Annotated in this window: 14 protein-coding genes; 5 read left to right on the top strand and 9 right to left on the bottom strand. The window is 68.4% G+C overall.

From position 1 onward, the window contains the following. Positions 1–4: 4 nt before the first annotated feature. Positions 5–1,252: an aspartate kinase gene (locus tag ACIBLA_RS19185; RefSeq protein WP_363241969.1), complete on the bottom strand. Its 1,248-nt coding sequence runs from the start codon at positions 1,250–1,252 to the stop codon at positions 5–7. Positions 1,253–1,477: 225 nt separating this feature from the next. Between ACIBLA_RS19185 and ACIBLA_RS19180 the strand changes: the two genes are divergently transcribed. Next, complete coding sequence (locus tag ACIBLA_RS19180; protein ID WP_399199230.1) at positions 1,478–3,436, top strand: anthranilate synthase family protein; 1,959 nt, start codon at positions 1,478–1,480, stop codon at positions 3,434–3,436. On the opposite strand, the gene ACIBLA_RS19175 is transcribed toward ACIBLA_RS19180, so the two are convergent. Then, a complete protein-coding gene (locus ACIBLA_RS19175) occupies positions 3,390–4,619 on the bottom strand; it encodes a 3-deoxy-7-phosphoheptulonate synthase (protein ID WP_399199229.1) in 1,230 nt (409 codons plus the stop codon). The two genes, ACIBLA_RS19180 and ACIBLA_RS19175, sit on opposite strands and share 47 nt — an antisense overlap. A gap of 360 nt (positions 4,620–4,979) precedes the next feature. Between ACIBLA_RS19175 and ACIBLA_RS19170 the strand changes: the two genes are divergently transcribed. Continuing rightward, on the top strand, positions 4,980–6,131 hold the full coding sequence (locus ACIBLA_RS19170; protein ID WP_399199228.1) for a response regulator: 1,152 nt from the start codon (positions 4,980–4,982) through the stop codon (positions 6,129–6,131). A 19-nt stretch (positions 6,132–6,150) separates the two neighbouring features. Here the strand turns inward: ACIBLA_RS19170 and ACIBLA_RS19165 are convergent, their stop codons facing one another. Together ACIBLA_RS19165 and ACIBLA_RS19160 are read right to left on the bottom strand one after the other, a co-directional pair. After that, a complete protein-coding gene (locus tag ACIBLA_RS19165) occupies positions 6,151–7,041 on the bottom strand; it encodes an aromatic prenyltransferase (protein ID WP_399199227.1) in 891 nt (296 codons plus the stop codon). Between the two features lie 54 nt (positions 7,042–7,095). After that, entirely contained in the window at positions 7,096–8,184 is a 1,089-nt protein-coding gene (locus tag ACIBLA_RS19160) for a polyprenyl synthetase family protein (RefSeq protein WP_363241965.1), read from the bottom strand. Between the two features lie 290 nt (positions 8,185–8,474). Between ACIBLA_RS19160 and ACIBLA_RS19155 the strand changes: the two genes are divergently transcribed. Then, positions 8,475–11,132, top strand: a complete 2,658-nt coding sequence (locus tag ACIBLA_RS19155) for an AAA family ATPase (protein WP_399199226.1) — start codon at positions 8,475–8,477, stop codon at positions 11,130–11,132. A 22-nt stretch (positions 11,133–11,154) separates the two neighbouring features. On the opposite strand, the gene ACIBLA_RS19150 is transcribed toward ACIBLA_RS19155, so the two are convergent. The 3 genes from ACIBLA_RS19150 to ACIBLA_RS19140 all read right to left on the bottom strand — a co-directional run bounded on the left by ACIBLA_RS19150 (position 11,155) and on the right by ACIBLA_RS19140 (position 16,077). Next, positions 11,155–12,861, bottom strand: coding sequence for a LuxR C-terminal-related transcriptional regulator (locus tag ACIBLA_RS19150; RefSeq protein ID WP_399199225.1), 1,707 nt, complete (start codon positions 12,859–12,861; stop codon positions 11,155–11,157). A gap of 472 nt (positions 12,862–13,333) precedes the next feature. Beyond that, positions 13,334–15,511 carry an MMPL family transporter gene (locus ACIBLA_RS19145; protein ID WP_363241962.1) on the bottom strand — a complete coding sequence of 726 codons (2,178 nt, stop codon included), beginning with the start codon at positions 15,509–15,511 and terminating at the stop codon, positions 13,334–13,336. 161 nt (positions 15,512–15,672) lie between these two features. Next, entirely contained in the window at positions 15,673–16,077 is a 405-nt protein-coding gene (locus ACIBLA_RS19140; RefSeq protein ID WP_363241961.1) for a DUF6223 family protein, read from the bottom strand. 270 nt (positions 16,078–16,347) lie between these two features. Here ACIBLA_RS19140 and ACIBLA_RS19135 point away from each other — a divergent pair, with 270 nt between their 5' ends. After that, complete coding sequence (locus ACIBLA_RS19135) at positions 16,348–16,755, top strand: DoxX family protein (protein WP_363241959.1); 408 nt, start codon at positions 16,348–16,350, stop codon at positions 16,753–16,755. A gap of 53 nt (positions 16,756–16,808) precedes the next feature. Here the strand turns inward: ACIBLA_RS19135 and ACIBLA_RS19130 are convergent, their stop codons facing one another. After that, positions 16,809–17,231, bottom strand: a complete 423-nt coding sequence (locus ACIBLA_RS19130; RefSeq protein WP_363241958.1) for a YjbQ family protein — start codon at positions 17,229–17,231, stop codon at positions 16,809–16,811. Positions 17,232–17,323: 92 nt separating this feature from the next. On the opposite strand from ACIBLA_RS19130, the gene ACIBLA_RS19125 reads away from it, so the two are divergent. Next, complete coding sequence (locus tag ACIBLA_RS19125) at positions 17,324–18,424, top strand: NAD(P)-binding domain-containing protein (RefSeq protein WP_399199224.1); 1,101 nt, start codon at positions 17,324–17,326, stop codon at positions 18,422–18,424. Positions 18,425–18,445: 21 nt separating this feature from the next. Here ACIBLA_RS19125 and mltG read toward each other — a convergent pair whose 3' ends face one another. Further along, positions 18,446–19,294, bottom strand: coding sequence for an endolytic transglycosylase MltG (mltG, locus tag ACIBLA_RS19120; RefSeq protein WP_363241956.1), 849 nt, complete (start codon positions 19,292–19,294; stop codon positions 18,446–18,448). Positions 19,295–19,484 lie beyond the last annotated feature (190 nt).

The following is a 19,484-nucleotide window of genomic DNA, read 5'->3' as shown; positions in this document are numbered from 1 at the left end:
GAGTTCAGGTCGCGGACGCGTCCACCGGGTCGTGCCGGTCGAGCTGGAACTCGCGGTGCAGGGTCTCGACCGCGTCGACGGTGCGTTCTCGCGGCACGATCACGGACAGCCGCATCTGGGAGGTGGAGATCCAGCTCGTCGGAATCCCGGCCGCGGCCAGGGCCGACATGAGCCTGGCCGTGTACTCCGGCCTGCTGAGCAGGCCCATCCCCACCACCGACACCTTGCCGACGTTCTCGTCGAAGTGGACACCGCCGCCGAAGGAGGCCGTCAGCTCGTGCAGTGCGCCCCGCACGGAGTCGGCCTGGCTTCGGCGGATCGTGAATCCCATGCGGAACTCGTTCTCGTACGGCCCGGACCTGGCCACCAGGTCCACCACCGTCCCCCGGGCGGCGAGCACTTCGAACACATCGGGAGCCAGGTCCTGCCGGCTGTCGCGGCAGTGCACCAGCACGCGCGCGACGTCGGTGTCGTGGGTGACCGCCACGACGGCACGGCGGGTCTCCAGCGGCAGGCCGTCCCGCCGGTCGACGACGGTCGTGCCGGGTGCTTGCGACGAGGCGTTCCGCACGCGCACTTCGACCCCTTCCATGGCCGCCAGTTCGATACAGCGGGTGTGCAGGATCCGCGCGCCCGCGAACGCCATCTCCGCCATCACACCGGGCTGGACCCACGGCAGGCATCGGGCCGCGGGCAGGATGCGGGGGTCGGCGCTGAAGACGCCGTCCACGTCGGTGTAGATCTCGCAGGCCGCCGCGTGAAGTCGCGCCGCCAGCGCCACCGCGGTCGTGTCGGAGCCGCCGCGTCCGAGCGTGACGACATCTCCGGTGCGGTCGACCCCTTGGAATCCGGTGACCACGGCGACCTGGCCGCCGGCCAGTGCCGCCTGTACACGCGCCGCCCCGATCCGTGAGATGAGGGCGTCACCGTGCCGGTCGGTGCCCCGGATCCCGGCCTGGTGACCGGTCAGCGAGATCGCCGGCACTCCCAGCCCGTTCAGTGCCAGGGCCATCAGAGCCGCCGACTCGCACTCGCCCACGGCCAGCAACTGATCCAGTTCGCGGGAGGGGGACGTGGCGCCCATGTCGGCCGCCAGCCTCAGCAGATCATCGGTCCTGCCGCCGCGTGCGGAGACGACCACGGCCACCGACGGTCCCTCTCGCCGCGACGCCGCGACGCGCAGGGCGGCGTGGCGAACACGGTCAAGAGTCCCCAGAGAAGTACCGCCATATTTCTGAACCAGAACATCCACGGTCGTTTTCACCCCCTCGCCGAACTGGTAGGCCACGACAGTAATCGCGAGCCACCGGCCCGCCCACTACTCGCGTGGGTAGTTCCACTCCGTTCAGCTATTCACGCCATGCCTGATGAACCGTTACCGGAAACACGTGATGGCGGCTTCACGTCATTGTGCGACGCCTTTCGCGACCGCAGTATCGAGGGCGGTGATCTCTGATCTCACGCTAAGGGGAGCGAAATGTACGGTACGGATTCGAGCACGGCCGGCCCTCGGGATGTGCTGACCGGCCTCGGCGAGGACGGTCGTGCCTTCGCCCTGCTCTACCGGCCCGGTTCGGCGCGGAACTCGCGCGTGGAGATTCTGACCGGCGAGATGCGCGAGGTGGACGCCCTCGCCGAACTGCCCCTGCCCGGCGAGGATTCCGGTGATGAGCGACATGATCTGCTGGTGGCGATCCCGTACCGGCAGATCACCGAACGTGGGTTCGCCTGCCGCGACGATCACGCACCGTTGCTCGCGATGTGCGTCCATGACCAGGCCGAACTCACCCGCGATCAGACTCTGGCGGGCTTGCCCGAGCGGAACGTGCGCGTGTCGGACGCCGGATTCGACATCAGCGACGAGGACTACGCGGCGATCGTCGAACGGGTGCTGGGTGATGAGATCGGACAGGGCGCCGGATCCAACTTCGTCATCAGGCGTTCCTTCGTCGCGCGGTTGGACGACTACTCGGTCCGCACGGAGCTGGCCGTCTTCCGGCGGCTCCTTACCGGTGAACTCGGGTCGTACTGGACTTTCCTGTTCCACACCGGCGCGGGAACATTCATCGGCGCATCACCGGAAAGACATGTCAGCATGGCCGACGGAACCGTGTCGATGAACCCCATCAGCGGGACCTATCGGCACCCGGCAACCGGCCCCGACATTGCCGGGCTGCTGGAGTTCCTGAACGACCGGAAAGAGGCCAACGAACTCTATATGGTCGTCGACGAAGAATTGAAGATGATGGCCCGCATCTGTGCCTCCGGCGGCCGGGTTCACGGACCTTTCCTCAAGGAAATGGCGCGCCTCACCCACTCCGAGTACATCCTGACCGGCCACAGCGATCTCGACGTACGGGACGTACTGCGGGAGACCCTGCTCGCACCGACCGTGACCGGAAGTCCGCTGGAGAACGCCTTCCGGGTCATCGGCCGTCATGAAGCGACAGGCCGCGGATACTACGGCGGCGTCCTCGCGCTGATCGGCCGTGATGCGGCGGGCGGTCGTACGCTCGACTCGGCGATCATGATCCGGACCGCGGAGGTCGGCGGCGACGGCCGGCTGCGCCTGGGCGTCGGCGCCAGCCTCGTCCGTGACTCCCGCCCCGTTTCCGAGGTGGCCGAGACCCGCGCCAAGGCCGCGGGTGTGATCGAAGCGCTGGGCCTCGCGGGGGAAGGTCGTCGCGCGCCGGGCGCGCCCGACTCGGTGGGAGCGCACGAGTCACCCACCGACGACCCCCGTGTGCGCCTGGCCCTGGCAGCCCGCAACTCCACTCTGTCGCGCTTCTGGCTCGACGGAGCACACGGGAGAACACCGGACCCGGCGCTGGTCGGGCGGCACGTGCTGATCGTGGACAACGAGGACACCTTCGTGGGAATGCTCGGCCATCAACTGCGAGCCCTCGGCCTGCGGACGACGATCACGCGATTCGACGATCCGCTGCCCTGGGAGGCGTTCGACGTCGTGGTCGTCGGCCCCGGTCCCGGCGACCCCCGCGACGCCACGGACCCGCGTATGGACACGCTGCGCACGCTCGTCCGTGACCTGCTCGCCGGCACCGTCCCGTTCCTGGCCATCTGCCTGGGCCACCAGATCCTCGCCACCGAGTTGGGCCTTGAAATCGTACGGCGCCCGGTGGCCAACCAAGGCGTTCAGAAACGGGTCGACCTGTTCGGCCGATCCGAACTCGTGGGCTTCTACAACACCTACGAAGCCCGCTCCGGACACGACTCCATATCCGCGACCGGGCAGCGCGAGCCCGTCGACATCAGCAGGAACGCCCGGACGGGCGAAGTGCACGGCCTGCGCGGTGCGGGTTTTCGCTCCGTGCAGTTCCATCTCGAATCCCTGCTCACCCAGCACGGCCCGGAGATCCTCGGTGACCTGCTCACCTCGCTGCTGGCGGACAAAGTCCCCTCGCCCACGCCTCGATGAGGGTGGCCGCCTGGTCGACGTTGAGCCGCGGATCGCACAGTGAGGTGTAGTGGCGACGCAGATCGTCGTCGCTCTCCACCGGTCCGCCGACGCATTCCGTCACGTCGTCGGCGGCGACCTCCAGGTGGAGTCCGGCGGGGTGCTGGCGGTTCTTCTCCAGGATGTCCCGGAATCGCAGAGCCTCGCTGATCATGTCGGTCAGATGACGGGTCTTCAGACCGAGCGGTGATGTCACGGTGTTGCCGTGCATGGGGTCGCAGAGCCAGATCGCGGGGTGTCCCGCGTTCGCCACACGGCGGACGACGGGTGGCAGGACGTGCTGGATCCGGTCTCTGCCCATACGCGGTATGAGGACGAGACGGCCGGGCTCACGTCGCGGATCCAGCGCCTCACACACCCGCGCGATGTCGTCGGGGTCCGCGGCCGGCCCGATTTTGCACCCGACCGGATTGACCACGGCGGAGAGCAGCGCGACGTGCGCGTCCGCCGGCCGACGTGTCCGTTCCCCCACCCATGGCAGGTGTGTTGAGGTCAGATACAGCTCGCCCGTGTCCGCGTCGTGGCGGACCAGCCGGGATTCGTAGTCGATGACAAGAGCCTCGTGGCTCGACCACGGGCCTTCGGCCGCGGGCGGATCGCCGTCCCGGTGACGATGCGCCCGCATGGCCCGCTGCACCCTGCCGCTGGCGTCGTAGGCCCACAGCATGCGCTCGGGGTTGGCCTTGCGGGTCACGGCCGAAGGGATCTCCGAATTTATCAAGTGCCCCTGAAAGGACGGGATGACCTCTGTCCCGTGCCGCTCGGTCGCCCGCGACCGGGGTTTGGCGAACTGTCCGCCCATACGGCCGACGCGAATGACACCGCGGCCGGTGAGTTCACCGAGCCGATCACCGAGGCGGTCGATGACACGCAGTTTCTCCGATATGTGCCGAGGGGTGCATTCGTAGAAGCTCTCGGCGCAGTCGCCCAGTTGGAGCAGAAGCGCGTCGGTCGTCAACAGGTGTGCCAGCGACCGCCGAAGATGCCGAATCTCCGTGAGGGTCACCAGGGGCGGTGCTGACGCCAGCCTTTGACAGGCCTCGTGGTGAGCGGCGTGGTCCCGCCAGTCCGGTTGCTGGGCCGCCGGCATGTGCTCCCAGGGCCCGAGTCGGGTGAAGTCCGCCGTAGAGCTGGGTGGTTGCATGTGTGCTCCCGTCAAGAGATTGCCGACCAGCGTGACCTCACTGCCGGGGCGCGCACATCACGTCTTCGCGCCTCTCCCCTGCCGACCGGATGACGGCGTCGAGCGCCTTGTGACGGAGAGTCAAGGGTAGAGAAGTAGAGGCCAGTGGGGCTAAAGTCAATTTCTGTGGCTCGAACGCATGGCGGTGGATCAATGACCTTACGGACAGTCAAAGTAAGGTCAGGCTTCCCTCGCTCGACGGCTCCCGGCTTCAACCCCGGACCCCCATGAGCGCGTCTCCCGCATTCAGCGAACTCCGTTCGCCCCATGCGGGCATGCGCGTACGGCGGATACTCAGGCCGACTCCAGGGGGACATTTCGATGACAGAAGTCGCTCCGCCATGTCCCGCGGCGCTGAAGACGTACTCCGTACTCGTGGTCGACCCCGAGGCGTCGGCCCGGACGGCACTCGCGACGGCGATCGGAGCCGCGCCAGGGCTGGAGTTGGCGGGCGAGGCGGCCAACGGCGAGGAGACGGTGGCCCGCGCCGTCGAGACCGGCCCGGACGTCGTGCTGATGGGCACCGGAGTGTCCGGCATGAACATCATGATCGTGACCAGACGCCTGATGGACGCCACCGACCGCCCTCCCAAGGTCGTCATCCTGACCGCCCCCGATCAGCGGGAGCGATACCGTGACGCCCTCCAGGCCGGGGCAACCGGTCTGCTCCTGCGGGACGCGCCACACGAACAACTCCTGGGCGCGATCGCCGCGGTCGCGGCGGGTTACACGGTCATGGCCCCCGCTTTCGTCGCCGAGTTGACGGAGCGGGACCGACGCGGGAACCCGCCTCCGGCTTTCGACGTATCCCCCGTCGCACCGCGTACGCCGCCGCCCGGCCCCCGCCGTGACTGGTGGGGGAAGACGGCGATCAAAGTCGTCCTGGCCAAGGAAGAGGCCCTGACCAGGGAGGCTCTGACCGGTCTGCTCCAACTGACGGGGGACATCGAGGTCGTCGCAGGCACGGGGCGGGGCGGCGGCGTGCCGGCACTCATCGACGAACACCGGGCCGGACTCGCCGTTCTCGACGTGCACCTGCCGGGCATGAACGGCATCGAGGTCGCCGAGCAGCTGCACCGGGAACGGCCCGGTTTCCCGGTGGTGCTCCTGACCTGCGGGGCCCGGCCCGGCCATCTGCACCGCGCCTTCAAGGCCGGCGTGCGCGGAATCCTCACCAGCGAGACCTCGGTCAGCGAGCTGAGCAGGGTGATCCGGGAGGTGCACGCGGGCGGACGCCACTGCCCACCCGAACTGGTCACCGAGGTGCTGGCCGTGGGCGAGAATCCGCTGACCGCCCGTGAGGCGGAGATCCTGAAGGCCGCCGAGGACGGCCGCCCCCTCACCGTCATCGCGTCCCAACTGCACCTGAGCCCGGGAACAGTCCGCAATCATATTCATTCGGCCATCCACAAGCTGAAGGCCGGGAACCGGATCAGTGCCGTGCACGCGGCCTCGCGGGCCGGCTGGATCTGAGTCGGCGAATGACGCGCCATCAGATGAAATCCATCACCCCTGGTTTCCATTTGTAGTGCGATTCGAGTTTGTCGTACTCCCCCTCCGGTGAGGACGCGAGGCCGTAAACGAATTTACGGTCGGCGTCACCGCGCGGAACACTCCTCACGAACTTCTCGATTTCCGGCTCGATTCGAACGGGTAGTGCCGTCAGGTCCGTGGTGGTGACGGCGTAGCAGATCCGCTCGACTCTCGACGAGTCCCAGCTCAGCGTGACATACAGCCCGAACGCTTCCCGGCCGAGCGTCAGCAGCCGCTCGCTCGGCTCCGGGAGTCCGATCTCGGCGAGCATCGACCGGATGGTCTTCCGTTCGAAGCACTCGTCCGGCACGTCGTTGAAGTAGATGTTCACCGTTCTGTGCGGGTAGTCGATTCCTATGACGCCCACTCTGTCGTCCAGGCCATGGGCGGCGAAGAAGTCCACATTCTCGGCCAGACCGCTCGGCATGGACGGGATACCGGCAAGCTTCGACAGCTCCTGAAGATCCGCCGGGGTGAAGAACGAGTAGATCTTCTTGAAGCCACCGGCGACTCCGAAGTCGATGGCGTAGCTCTCGACGGGGCATCGCTCCTGGATGTCCGGGAGCAGGGCGCCCACGGGGTGATTCACCGGTGCGACAAGGCCGTTCACCAGGGCGAGGCCATAGGGGTCCCGTTCCGTGGGATGCGTGGTGAAGCGGCAGTCGAGTTCTCCTACGTGGCTCAGTGCGGTGGCCACCCTGAAAGCGACCACGGTCGCCTCGTGCGCGAACGTATCGCCGTACGCGGTCAAGATGGGCCAGACCTTCTCACGCGAACAGGCCACACCCAATTGCCGGGCCGATTCCTCGACGGTCGAGTAGAGCTCCGCCACCTCGGTGGTTCCGGACATCCGTCCTCCAAGTGCTGGGAGTGCGCTCCGACATGCGCGAATACGTCGATATCCTCACTGCGCCCGCCGTGTCGCCCTGACCGCCGCCGCGGCGAGTTGGTCCTTCGCCGGGGCGGTGGCCTCACTCGTCTCCAGGACGGCCAGGGCATGGTCGGTACGGAGCGCGATCTGCCGTTCGATGTCGTCCACGGCACCGGTGCCGACGAATACGGCGCGCATGGCGGCGAGTTCGTCGTCACGGAGGTCGGTGCCGATCCTCGCCCTGAGAAACCTCGCCGCGGCCGGATCGCGTTCGTCGGCGTACTTGAGCGCCGTCGCAAGCAGGACCGTGCGCTTGCCCTCGCGAAGATCATCGCCTGACGGTTTGCCCGTCACCGCCGGGTCACCGAACACGCCCAGCAGGTCGTCGCGCAGCTGGAACGCGATCCCGATGTGGGAGCCGAACTCCCGGTAGGCCGCGACGAGGCCGGCCCCCGCGCCGGCGATCGCGGCACCGAACTCCAGCGGGCGTTCCACCGTGTACGAAGCTGTCTTGAACTGGTTGACGCGCAGGGCCGATTCGATGTTCTCGTCCTCGCCGGCCTGGTTCGTCAGGTCGAGCAGCTGACCGTACAAGACCTCCGAGCGCACCGCCGTCCACACCGGTGCGAGCCGGGCCTGCGCGTCCATCGGCAACCCGGAGGCGCGGACCATGGCGTCGGCCCAGGTCTGGGCGAGGTCCCCGACCAGGATGGCGATGGCGGTACCGAAGGCCTCGGAGTCGCCCGAGAATCCTCGCTCCCGGTGGCGCCGGGCGAAGGCCACATGCGCGGCCGGACGCCCGCGGCGTGTACGGGACGCGTCGATGATGTCGTCGTGGATCAGGGCCGCCGCATGCAGCAGTTCGAGTCCGGCGCAGGCGCTCAGCACCGCCGTGGCGGCCGGGCCGTGCCGGTCACCGCCTGCGCCGATCCAGCCCAGCCAGGCGAAGGTCGGCCGGACGCGCTTGCCGCCGCCCAGTACGAAGCTCTCCAACTCGCCTACGGCGGCCAGGACGTCCTGACCGAGCGTGTCGGCCTCGGCCCGCCGCTCGGCGAAGAAGTCCGTGAGCGCGGCATCGACAGCAGCCGTGTCCGTGGTCGCTCCCGGATGGCTGACGGTCATCTCATGATCTCCCGACGGAGGCGATGACGACTCTCGTGCTCATGCATCTCGAACTCCCATGAATTCGCTGAGATCACGTCACCGGAATGGGAACGAACATAATTTGGTTGGCACGTCCCTGACCACTACTCACGCGAGTAGTGCGATTTCGTACGGGTGCGCACACCCACCACCGGCGATCCCGCTAAGCTGAATCGGCTTTCAGGCTTGATCACTCGATCGCGACGCGATTCACGGGTGTTCAACTGACCAGTCCGGACAGTTGAACACGCGGCGACACGGGGGTAATCATGAATCCATTGCTGGGGCGTGAAAACGAACTGTCCGCGTTGAGCGGCCATATGAACGCGGTGTCGCGGGGATCCGGCGGCTGCGTCATCGTCGAGGGACCGTTCGGCATAGGCAGGACCCGCCTGTTGAAGGCCGCGGCGCTGGAGGGGGCCGAACGCGGACTGACCGTGGTCGCCGGCCGGGCGAACGGAACCGATCAGCCGATACCCGTCCATCTGCTGATCAACTTCCTTCGGCATGTGATGTCCGGTGAGACCGATTTCGACGACCTGCTGCGCCCCGACCGGAACCCCTTCTGGTTGGTGGATCGCATGGGCGAACTGGTCGACCACGCGGCGCGCAGGCGCCCCCTCGTGATCGTCCTGGACGACGCGCAGCGGGTCGACGACGTCGGTGCTCTCGTCCTCCAGGGCCTTGTGCAGTCGCTCGCCTCGTCGCCGGTGCTGTGGCTGCTCGCACGCCGGCCGGTTCCCACTCGGTCGCTCGCCCAGCACGCCATCGGCTGGCTGGCGGACCACGCCGCGGTACGGCTCCGTCCGGGGGCGCTGGACGAGAAGGCGGTGGCCGAGCTGTGTGCCGACGTCCTCGGCGCCGGGCCGGATTCGTCCGTACTCGGCTGGGCGGCTCGCTGCGACGGCAATCCGTGGCTGGTGAAGCAGTTGTTCACCTCGTTCGTCCAGGCGGGACAGGTGGTCATCGTCGACGGCATCGCCTCGGTGGTGGCCGGCCAACTACCCGAAGGGCTGCTGGCCGCCGTTGACCGCCTGCTGGACGAGATGCCGCCGGCCGTCCGGCGTCTGCTCGTGCATGGCAGCAGGATCGGTCACCCGTTCACGGTCGAGGAGGCGGCGGCCTCGCTCGGCGAGTCCGCGCCCGGTCTGGCTTCCGGCGTCGACGACGCGGTGCGTGTGGGCTTGGTACGGAGGGACGGCGAGGAACTGGCGTTCACCCATGGGGTGATCGCGGAAGCGCTTCGGCAGGCCGCGTTCCCGGAGCGGGAGCCGGTCGCGACGGTGTCGGCACCGCGGTCACAGCCGCAGTCACAGCCACGGTCGGAGGCGCAGCCACAGCCGCAACCGCGGTCACCCGGATGCGCCGGTGAGGACTTGGCGGCCCGCGCCATGTCGGCTCTGGGAGACGCCTTCGACGAAGCACCGCGGACGCTCGCACGCGCCCTGCGTCTGCTCGCCGCGGCGGGGCGGGGCGCCGAAGCCCGGAGACTCGCGGATGTCGCCCTGCGCCTCGGGATCGACGCGGCGGCCGAGACGTGCCTGGTACTTGAGTTGGGGCAGGGACTGCGGGACGCCGACCGCCATGACATGTCGGCCGAGCTTCTTCGCCGAACGCTGGCGCGGCAGGACGTCTGCGAGCTGGATCGTGCCAAGTTGAAGGGGGCGCTCGCGGACACCGCGAGGCGCGTGGGCGGTGCTCCCCACGCGCTCACAGCACCGTGGAGTGCGCGGCCGACCGGGTCCGCGACGGGGTTCCCGACGGCACTCGCCCCCGGCCGTGAGGCGGGCGAACGCCCGCTGTGGGCGTGGATGGTCAGGGCCCTCATCGCGGCGGATCAGTTCGACGAGGCCACCGAGGTCTGCGCCACCGTCAGGAAGGAGGCGGAAAAGCTCGGCGGGGACTGGCCACAGTGTCTCTGGTACGGCCTTCGCGCCGAACTCCTGGCAGCCACCGGCCGACTTGAGGAGGCACGTGCCGCGGCCGAGACCGCTCTCGGTCTGACCGACCGATCGGCAGCGGAGGATTCCGTACCCGCGCGTCTCGTTCTGGCCCGCGTCACCCTGCATCAGGGTGATCTGGCCGCCGCCGGCGAACAGTTGCGCATGACGGAACGGCTGGTGACCGCGGACGCGGCGGCCGACAGGACGAGTCTGGACTGGGCGCTCGCCCAGTTCCACGCGGCCGGTGGGCGTCCGGCGATGACGGTCCAGACACTGATCGATGTCGAGGGACAGGTCAGACCCGACCCGCTGCTCTTCACCGAGGCTCCTACGGCGGCGGCGACACTCGTACGGCTGGCCAGGCGGCTGGGACTCGACGCGGAGGCCGAACAGGCCGCCCGGTTCGCCCGGCGGATGTCGGAGCGCAATCCGACCGTGCTCGCGTTGACGGCCGGTGCCGAACACGCCGACGGTGTCCTGCGCGACGACCCGGTCGCCCTGGACCGGGCCGTGGAGCTCTATCGGCTCGCCGCACGCCCGCTGGCGGAGGGCTGCGCGCGTGAGGACGCGGCTCGGGAGGAGGAGAGCAGGGGGAACAAGATCCGGACGGTCCGGCTCCTTGAGTCCGCCATGGATCTCTATCTGGCGTGCGGGGCGCAGCGTGATGTTGCCGGGGTGCAGAAGGAGCTGCGCCGCCTGGGGGTGCACAACGTCCGTGCCCTGGGTACGGAGAGGGCCACATCGGGCTGGGAGAGCCTTACCGGTGCGGAGCTGCGTGTCGTACGGGCGATCGTCGACGGCAGAACCAACAGAGAGGCGGCGAGCGTGCTGTTCCTGTCGCCGCACACCGTCGACAGTCACCTCCGGCGGGTGTTCTCGAAGCTCGACATCAACAGTCGCGTCGAACTGACCAAGCACTTCCTCGCGCACGAGCCGTTCCCACCCGCCCTCGCCGCTCCGCAGCAACGTGGGTTCGCCGGGTGACACGGCCCGTGCGCGAGGCAACTCAGGGGCTGTTGTCGCCGGTTGTACCGGCCTCCTGCCTCTCCTGGTCCCCCATCGAATACACTGCGGCTCCGCTCGAATAGATCGCGGCTCCGCGTGCCAGTTCGGTGCGGGTCTTGATACCCAGCTTCCTGAAAACCTTCCTCAGGTGGTAATTCACGGTGTGCGCCGACAGGTAGACCTTTTTGGCGATCTGACGATTCGTCAGTCCCACGCTCACCAGATACGCGATGCGTCGTTCCATGTCGGAGAGAGTGGACCAGCAGGTGGCATCCCGCTGCCGTGTGTCGACGTCGTCGGAACTGGCCGGCGGGGACGTCTGCCACCTCTTCGCCGATGTCTTCGCGCTGTGGAGTTTGGCGAGTTCTCCCGTCGCCAGGGCGACCGAGATCGGATCCGGCGACTGCGCGATGATGCGTGCCAGCGCGGCCTGATCACCGCTCACCAACGCGTTGGCGTGCACGGCGCTGAGAGCGATGACCGGAACACCGGGGTTGTCCCGCGCCAGGCGGTCCACCGTTTCGAGAACGCTGCGCGTGAGGCTGATGTCACCGACATCGAGCGCCAGTCGGACCAGGAACGCGGCCGCGCCCGGATCCTCGATGTAGAGGCTTCGCTCGGTCGGCAGATGGCTGTACTTGTCTGACAGCACTTCGATGGCCGCCCGGGGCCCTTCTCCCTTGGCGGTCACCCGCACGTCCGTCCACGCGTACTGCACGGAGTGGAACGCCGCCCGGTCCCCGGCCAACTCACTCTGCGCCCGCTTCAGATAATCGGCGGCCGTGGGCAGGTCCCCCGTGTAGAGAGCGGCGGTGCTGAGCACGGTGAACGCGAGGGGCCGGAGGACGGGAACGGCGTCCCGCTCCACCGCCGAGGTCACCAACTCCGCCTGTCGGCGGGCGTCTCTGAATCGTCCGGCCTGGAGAGCCAGCCGCGCTCGCATGGCCGCGGGCGCTGCCGCCCAGACCCGCGTGGGCAGCCCGTGCAGCCCGGCCTCCGCGTCATTGATCAGCGAATCGGCCTTGTCGAATTCACGAAGATTTGCCAGCTTGCCCGCCAGTGCCAGCTGGAAATGAAGCCGCCAGACCGGATCGACGGTGCCGCAGTAACGCACCGCGGTATTCCCCAGACTGAGGCCGTCAGCCAATTCTCCAACCCGCCAGCGGGCGTTGGAGAGCGTCGTGAGTGCCATCAGAGCCGCAATATCACCTTGACCGACGCCTCGTTCGCCTAAAATCCTCTCGGAACGCTTCTCGGCTTCTTCGTCACCCAGCAGGAAGTGGCCAAGAATAAGAGACGCTTCCGCATCGAACCGGACGGGAGCCGTAATGTTCGGGTCGGCAAGAATACGCTCCGCAATACCTATTCCGGCCGCCGTCCTGCCATTCATCATCAGACCGTGGACATTCGAGTAGGCTCCGCCGGCTTCCCGTACGGTCCAAGGGTTGTTCTCCGCCGGAGGATCGACCATCCGAAATCGCCGGCCGGGCGCGGGCTTGTCTCCATCCGGGTGTCCCATCGCCTCACGGCGCAACGCGCCACGTACGGGAGCGGGAATGGAGGCCATCACCCCCCGCAGCAGGAAATCGCTCCGGAAGGCGAGTTGATGCTCGGCCGCGACGACGAACCCCGAGGCCATCGCCTCGTCCAGCGGCGGGAGCAGCGAGGCCGAGGATCGATCCAGCATTCTGGAAACGTCCTCCAGCATGAAGGATCTCCCCAACACCGCCGCGACCTTGAGGAACTGCTGACAGTCCGTACTCAGATCGCCCAGCCTCCGCGGTGTGTTCCGTGGCTTCGCGTCCCCCGTCTCAGATCTCATTCCCATAACCCCCGTAGACTATGTTCATGTGTGTGAACCGAGAAGCTGCGACAAAATTAATGCATACCCCGATGAAGCTCCATAGAAATTTTGTCATGGCATGAGAATGCGGTTCTCACGACCTCGCGCGTTACTTTCAGCCTGACGCGACCATGACATAAATAATGGGTTGCGGAAGCGATTTTCCGCCACCACGAACGCTTCACGCAGAACGCCAAATCTCCGGGCGGCAGAAGAAAAATAACGGTTGCCCCGCATCAATTCGAGAGCCCTGTCCAACTTTGTATCAGAGCTCCCGACAAAAGAGTGCGGGGAACCCCGTCCCTGGGGTTCCCCGCACTCCGGCTCGCGAAAGAAGTCAGACTCTGGCCTCTTCTCCGACCTCGGTCTGCTCGGTCGGCGTCTTCTTCGGATCCCGGCGTCCGGGCATCCACCAGTTGGTCTTGCCGCACAGCTCCATCACCGCGGGCACGAGGATCATCCGGATGATGGTGGCGTCGATGAACACGGCGACCGCCATCCCCAGACCGATCTGCTTGATCGCGACGTCGGGGCCGAGCAAGGAGGTCGTGAACACGGCGATCATGATGGCCGCCGCGGCCGTGATGACCTTGGCGGTGCGCGCCAGCCCGCGGGTGACCGCTGTCCGGGTGTCGCCCGTGCGCTCGTACTCCTCACGGACACGCGAGATCAGGAAGACCTCGTAGTCCATCGACAGGCCGAACAGGACCGGGAACATCATCATCGGAACCCAGGTCGTGATCGGCATCTCGGTGGGGAAACCGAGAGCCTTGCCCAGCCACCCCCACTGGACGACCGCGACCAGCACCCCGTAGGCGGCGCCGATCGAGAGCAGGTTCATCACGGCGGCCTGGAGCGCGATGGTGACCGACCGGACAAGCGCGATCAGCAGGACGAGGGACATCACGATGACGACCGCGATCATCAGGGGCAGCCGCGAGCTGGTCTCCTGCGCGAAGTCGATCGCTCCGGCGTTCGGGCCGCCGACGTAGACGTCTTCCCCGCCGGACGCCTTGGGCAGCACGTCGTCGCGGAGTTCGTGCACCAGGTCGGTGGTCGCCCGGTCCTGATATCCGGTCTTGGGGAAGGCCATGAAGGTGGCGGCCTGCCCGTCCTCACTGACGCGCGGCTGCGTGACGTGGGCGATGCCGTCGGTCGCGCCGACCGCCTCGACTGCCGGACTCAGATCCGCGTCCTTGGAGCCGACCTCGGTGGCGAAGATCAGGGGCGCGCCGTAGCCGGGGCCGAAGCCCTCGGAGACGATCTCGTACGAGGTGTAGCTGCTCCTGTCGTGGGGCTGGACGCTGGCGTCGGGCAGACTCAGCCGCATCGACAGCGCGGGCGCGGCCAGGACAAGCAGACCCGCACCGGCCAACAGCGCGGCGACCAGCGGCTTGCGCTGCACCACACCGGCCCAGCGCTCGGCGGGGGTGGGCCGCTCTCGGGACGGGCCACCGGCCGGCTCGCGCCGGCGGGGGGTGCGGCTGGGCAGGCGCAGCGAGCTGATCTTGTGGCCGGTGAAGCCCAGGAACGCCGGCAGCAGGGTCACCGCGGCGACCATCGTCACCAGCACGGTGAGCGACGCTCCGATGGCCACACCGGTCATCAGCCGTTGCCCCATGGTGACGAGGCCGAGCAGCGCGATCACGACGGTCGTCCCCGCGAACAGCACCGCGTGTCCCGCCGTCGTGATGGCCGTCACTGTGGCGGTCTCGGGGTCGTCGCCGGCCTTCAGGCTCTCCTTGTAGCGGGTCACGATGAACAGCGCGTAGTCGATGCCGACGCCGAGACCGATCAACGCCGCGACGAGGACGGTGAAGTCCGGCGAGGGGACCAGGTGCCCCACGAGCTTGATGAGCGCGATACCGCCGAGGATCGCCACGAGGGCTGTCACGATCGGCAGGCCCATCGCCACCAGCGACCCGAAGGCGAGGAAGAGGATCACCGCTGCCGCCAGGACACCGACGCCCTCGGCCGGACCCTGCTTGGGGGTCTCGGCCTTCTCCGCCTTGTCCCCTCCCAGCCCCAGGACCACTCCGTCACCGGAGGCTTCCTTGACCGTGGTGACCAGGGGTTTGACCTCGGTCTTGTTCAGATCCTTCTCGGTCAGCGGGATGGTCGTACGGGCGATACGGCGATCGTCCGTCACCAACTGCTCGTCCTCGTACGGCGAGATCACCGGTCCCGTGATGGACGAGGCGGACAGGTCGGCGACGACCTTCTCGATCTTCTGCCGGGCGGCGGGGTCGTCGATTCCCTTCTCCGCCTTGATCGCGAGCGTCAGGGTGTCCCCCTGCTGCTCGGGGAAGTGCTTCTCGATCAGGACCTGCGCCTTGGCGGACCCGGTGTCTCCACCGGTGAAGTCGTTGTCGGGGTCGGCCCCGAAGCCGAAGCCGACGACCGCCACGGCGATCACGCCAACGATCCAGGTGAGGAGGACCAGCCGGCGGCGCCGATAACAGAATCGGGCCAGTCCCGCCAGAGCTCCGTCCGTACGGGGAGTCACGGTTGGCATCTACTTCTCCTCAAGTCGCTGAGCGGTGCGCTCCACATTCGTGGCCGGGCTCTTCGGCGTCGACGTGCGTGTGAAGTCACTCTGCGGACGGGGCTACCACGGACGCGGTACTCCATCCGCGGTAGGCGGTCGGCGGTAGGCGGTCGGTGACGTCGGTCTGGTCAGGCGGTCCGGCGGGAGCGGGACAGGGCCAGCCAGCCGATGACCGCGCCGATCAGGCCCAGCAGCAGACCGACGATGGCCCCACCCCGCCCGTTGCCGGTGCCGACACCGTCGCTGGACTGGGCGAGAGCCACCCCGCTGAGGACCAGGCCGATCAGCCCCAGCGGCAGAGCGACGAAGGCCCCTCGCTGCCCGGAGCCGTTGCCGTTACGACCGGCGGCGCGAAGAGCCAGCCCGCCGACGATCACGCTGACCAACCCCAACAGGAGGGCCACGCTTGACAAGCCGCGCCCGGACCCCTCGCTCTCGGCGGCTACCGAGACATGCGCTGCCGCCGGCGCGGCAAGACAGATCACCCCGAGCAGGGCGGCTGTGGCAGCGGTGAGCAGGTGACGGACGGACATCGGAGATCCCTTCGGCGACGTGACGGGGTGCAGGCGAAACCCTAGATTCCGGTGCGGTGACGGGTCGTCATGCCGGAGTCGGAGGGGCCTACCGCCCGTGTCGTATGCGCTCAACGCCTCGTACCACGGCGGCAGTCCTCCGCTTGTGGCGGTCGGTCAGGAGCCTTTTGCGCACCCCTTGTTGGCCCTTCCCCCGCCACCGCGCCAGCGGCTATCGTCCTGCGGCCAGGTGCCCAACCACACCGTGAGGGACCTGACTGGGGGGCTTTGATGAGCAGACCGGAATCGGCGTCGGGCAACGGAGCGGGCAAGGCGGCGGAGATCGTTCTATGGATCTGCCACGCACTTCTGGTGCTGGTGTTCCTGGCCGCGGGGGCCGCGAAAATCGCCGGGGCGCAGCAGATGGTCGAAGCCTTCGACCAGATCGGAGCCGGTCAGTGGCTCCGGTATTTCGTCGGCGTCGTCGAACTCACCGGCGTCCTCGGCCTTCTCGTGCCGCGCCTTGTCGGCCTCGCCGCGCTCGGGCTGGTCGCCTTGATGACCGGAGCGATGATCACGAACGTCGTCATCGACGCGTTCTCGCTCCTGGCGGTGATCCTGTTCGTGCTCGGCTCCGTGGTCGCGTGGGGGCGACGGGATCGCACCAGGGCGCTGATCCGTCCAGGCGCCACCGGGTGACCGGAGGAGGCCGCGCTGGTCAGCCGGGGAAGGTCATCAGCCGAGGAAGGTCGTCAGCCGAGGAAGCTCAGCCGCACCTTCCGGTCCGGGTTGTCGGTGTTCGTGTCGACGAGGCAGACCGATTGCCAGGTGCCCATCTCCAGCCGGCCGGCGATCACCGGGAGCGTCGCGTGGGGTGGGACCAGGGCCGGGAGGACATGGTCGCGGCCGTGGCCCGGTGAGCCGTGGCGGTGCCGCCAGCGGTTGTCGGCCGGGAGCAGGGTGTGCAGGGCGGCGAGCAGGTCGTCGTCGCTGCCCGCGCCCGTCTCGATGACGGCCACGCCGGCGGTGGCGTGCGGGACGAAGACGTGCAGGAGGCCGTCCCGGCCGGCCGCGGTCTCGTGGAGGAACTGTTCGCACAGGTGCGTCAGGTCCGTCACGGTCTCGTCGGTGCCGGTGGCGATGTTCACGATCCTGGTGGTGAAGGCGTCGGGCATGGGTCCATCCTGCCGCGCCCGGTGTGCGTTCGCGCTGTGCGTTCGCACGCACGCACGGGATGATCCGCGCACCCCCGGCTGTTGGTAGAAACGTGAACGACTTCGGGGTGGCAGCGGTGCGGGGGGTTCGGGACGTGGACGTCGTGGTGATCGGTGCGGGGCAGGCCGGGTTGTCGAGCGCCTACCATCTGCGGCGCGTCGGGCTTGTGCCGGACCGGGACTTCGTGACCCTCGACCATTCCCCCCGGCCGGGCGGCGCCTGGCAGTTCCGGTGGCCCTCGCTCACGTATGAGAAGGTCCACGGGATGCACGCGCTGCCCGGCATGGAGCTGACCGGCGCCGCCGGGTCGCGGCCGTCGTCCGAGGTGATCGGCGAGTACTTCAGGGCGTACGAGGAGCGGTTCGACCTGCGCGTACGCCGGCCCGTGGACGTGGCGGCCGTACGGGAGGGCGACGGTGGGCGGCTGCGGGTCGAGACGTCGGACGGCGTCTGGTCGGCGCGGGCAGTGATCAATGCCACGGGCACCTGGGACCGGCCCTTCTGGCCGCGCTATCCGGGGCAGGAGACGTTCCGGGGCCGCCAACTGCATACGGCCGGGTATCCCGGCCCCGGCGAGTTCGCCGGACTGCGGGTGGTCGTCGTCGGCGGCGGGGCTTCCGGCACCCAGCATCTGATGGAGATCGCGGACGTTGCCGCGGCGACCACCTGGGTCACGCGCAGGCCACCGGTCTTCCGGGAGGGTCCGTTCGGGGAGGAGCAGGGGCGGGCCGCCGTCGCGCTGGTGGACGAGCGGGTACGCGCGGGGCTGCCGCCCCGGAGCGTGGTGTCGGTGACCGGGCTGCCGGTGAACGAGGCGATCACGCGGGCGCGTGAGCGGGGCGTGCTCGACCGGCTGCCGATGTTCGACCGGATCACGCCGTCCGGTGTGGTCTGGGACGACGGGCGGCGGGTCGACGCCGATGTGATCCTCTGGGCCACCGGTTTCCGCCCGGTGATCGAGCACCTGGCGCCGCTTCGGCTGCGCGAGCCGGGTGGCGGGATCCGGGTCGAGGGCACGCGCGCCGTACGGGACGGGCGTGTCCATCTGGTCGGTTACGGGCCTTCGGCCTCCACGATCGGCGCGAACCGGGCCGGTCGCGCGGCCGTACGCGAGATCCGGGCGCTTCTGGAGCGGGAGCCTGTGCTGGTATGAGGTCCGGTGCGGGCCGGGCGCTCAGTCGGTCGCGGAGCTTCTGTTGGCGTTGAACTCCTCGACGTTGGCCCGGTGTTCCTCGTAGTCGGCGGTGAAGCGGGTGTCCCCCGGCGCCACCGTCACGAAGTACAGCCAGTCCCCCTGCGCCGGGTTGATCGCCGCGTTCATGGCCTCCTCCCCCGGATTGCCGATCGGTGTGGGCGGCAGGCCCTTGAACTCGTAGGTGTTGTAAGGGCTCGCGGTCTTCGTGTCGGAGTGCGTGGTGTCCAGCGTGCTGCGGTTCAGGGCGTAGTTGAGGGTCGAGTCCATCTGGAGCGCCATGTCACGGGCCAGTCGGTTGTGCACGACGCGCGCCACCCGGCCCATGTCGGCGGGCGTGTCCGCCTCGGCCTGCACGATGCTGGCGATCGTCACGGTCTGATACACCGTCACGCCGTTGCGCCGCGCGCCTTCGGTGATGCGGTCGGCGCCGAAGCGCTGCCGCGCGGTGTCGACCATGTAGCCGAGCAGACCGGCGGGGGTCGCGTCGGCCTCGACCGGATAGGTGGCCGGGAAGAGGTATCCCTCGGGGTTGCGCCGGGCGGCGCCGGGGAGTTCGAACCGGGTGCCGGTCGCCGCCTTCTCGGTGGTGCCGGGCGGGATACCGAGGACCTTGTCGACGGAGGCGTACACCTGGGTGGCCCGTCGCCCTTCGGGGACGAGCAGCGACACCGTCTTCTTCTCTGCGGGTGGTTTCGCGGTGAGCAGCAGCGGCACGAGGACGGCCAGCGCGACGACGACCAGCCCCGCCGTCGCGATCAGGAGCAGTCGGCCACGGCGGGTCAGGCGGGGCCGGCGCGCGGCTGTCGCGTGCGGGGGCTCGTTCGTCATGCGGGCACGCTAACCCGGACAAAGCGCGGATTCCGGCACCTCGCACAGGGCGAAGCGGGACATCACCGCGACGCGAACACACGAACGTGGGATCGGGTGTTCGCCGGAAGGTGTGACCGCAACGGGATTCTGGGCCCAACTCCCCTGCGACAGCAGATACTTACGGTGCGCAAGCGACGGGCTGCAGACC

The sequence above is a fragment of the Streptomyces sp. NPDC050433 genome, from assembly GCF_044458565.1.
In the GTDB taxonomy this organism is placed as follows: domain Bacteria; phylum Actinomycetota; class Actinomycetes; order Streptomycetales; family Streptomycetaceae; genus Streptomyces.
This window is presented reverse-complemented; position numbering and strand designations above follow the sequence as displayed.

Bases quoted from the DNA above. Each gene is read 5' to 3' on its own strand.
- ACIBLA_RS19180 (WP_399199230.1), top strand. From the start codon at position 1,478: ATGTACGGTACGGATTCGAGCACGGCCGGCCCTCGGGATGTGCTGACC.
- ACIBLA_RS19175 (WP_399199229.1), bottom strand. From the start codon at position 4,619: ATGCAACCACCCAGCTCTACGGCGGACTTCACCCGACTCGGGCCCTGG.
- ACIBLA_RS19170 (WP_399199228.1), top strand. From the start codon at position 4,980: ATGACAGAAGTCGCTCCGCCATGTCCCGCGGCGCTGAAGACGTACTCC.
- ACIBLA_RS19165 (WP_399199227.1), bottom strand. From the start codon at position 7,041: ATGTCCGGAACCACCGAGGTGGCGGAGCTCTACTCGACCGTCGAGGAA.
- ACIBLA_RS19160 (WP_363241965.1), bottom strand. From the start codon at position 8,184: ATGACCGTCAGCCATCCGGGAGCGACCACGGACACGGCTGCTGTCGAT.
- ACIBLA_RS19155 (WP_399199226.1), top strand. From the start codon at position 8,475: ATGAATCCATTGCTGGGGCGTGAAAACGAACTGTCCGCGTTGAGCGGC.
- ACIBLA_RS19150 (WP_399199225.1), bottom strand. From the start codon at position 12,861: ATGCTGGAGGACGTTTCCAGAATGCTGGATCGATCCTCGGCCTCGCTG.
- ACIBLA_RS19145 (WP_363241962.1), bottom strand. From the start codon at position 15,511: ATGCCAACCGTGACTCCCCGTACGGACGGAGCTCTGGCGGGACTGGCC.
- ACIBLA_RS19140 (WP_363241961.1), bottom strand. From the start codon at position 16,077: ATGTCCGTCCGTCACCTGCTCACCGCTGCCACAGCCGCCCTGCTCGGG.
- ACIBLA_RS19135 (WP_363241959.1), top strand. From the start codon at position 16,348: ATGAGCAGACCGGAATCGGCGTCGGGCAACGGAGCGGGCAAGGCGGCG.
- ACIBLA_RS19130 (WP_363241958.1), bottom strand. From the start codon at position 17,231: ATGCCCGACGCCTTCACCACCAGGATCGTGAACATCGCCACCGGCACC.
- mltG (WP_363241956.1), bottom strand. From the start codon at position 19,294: ATGACGAACGAGCCCCCGCACGCGACAGCCGCGCGCCGGCCCCGCCTG.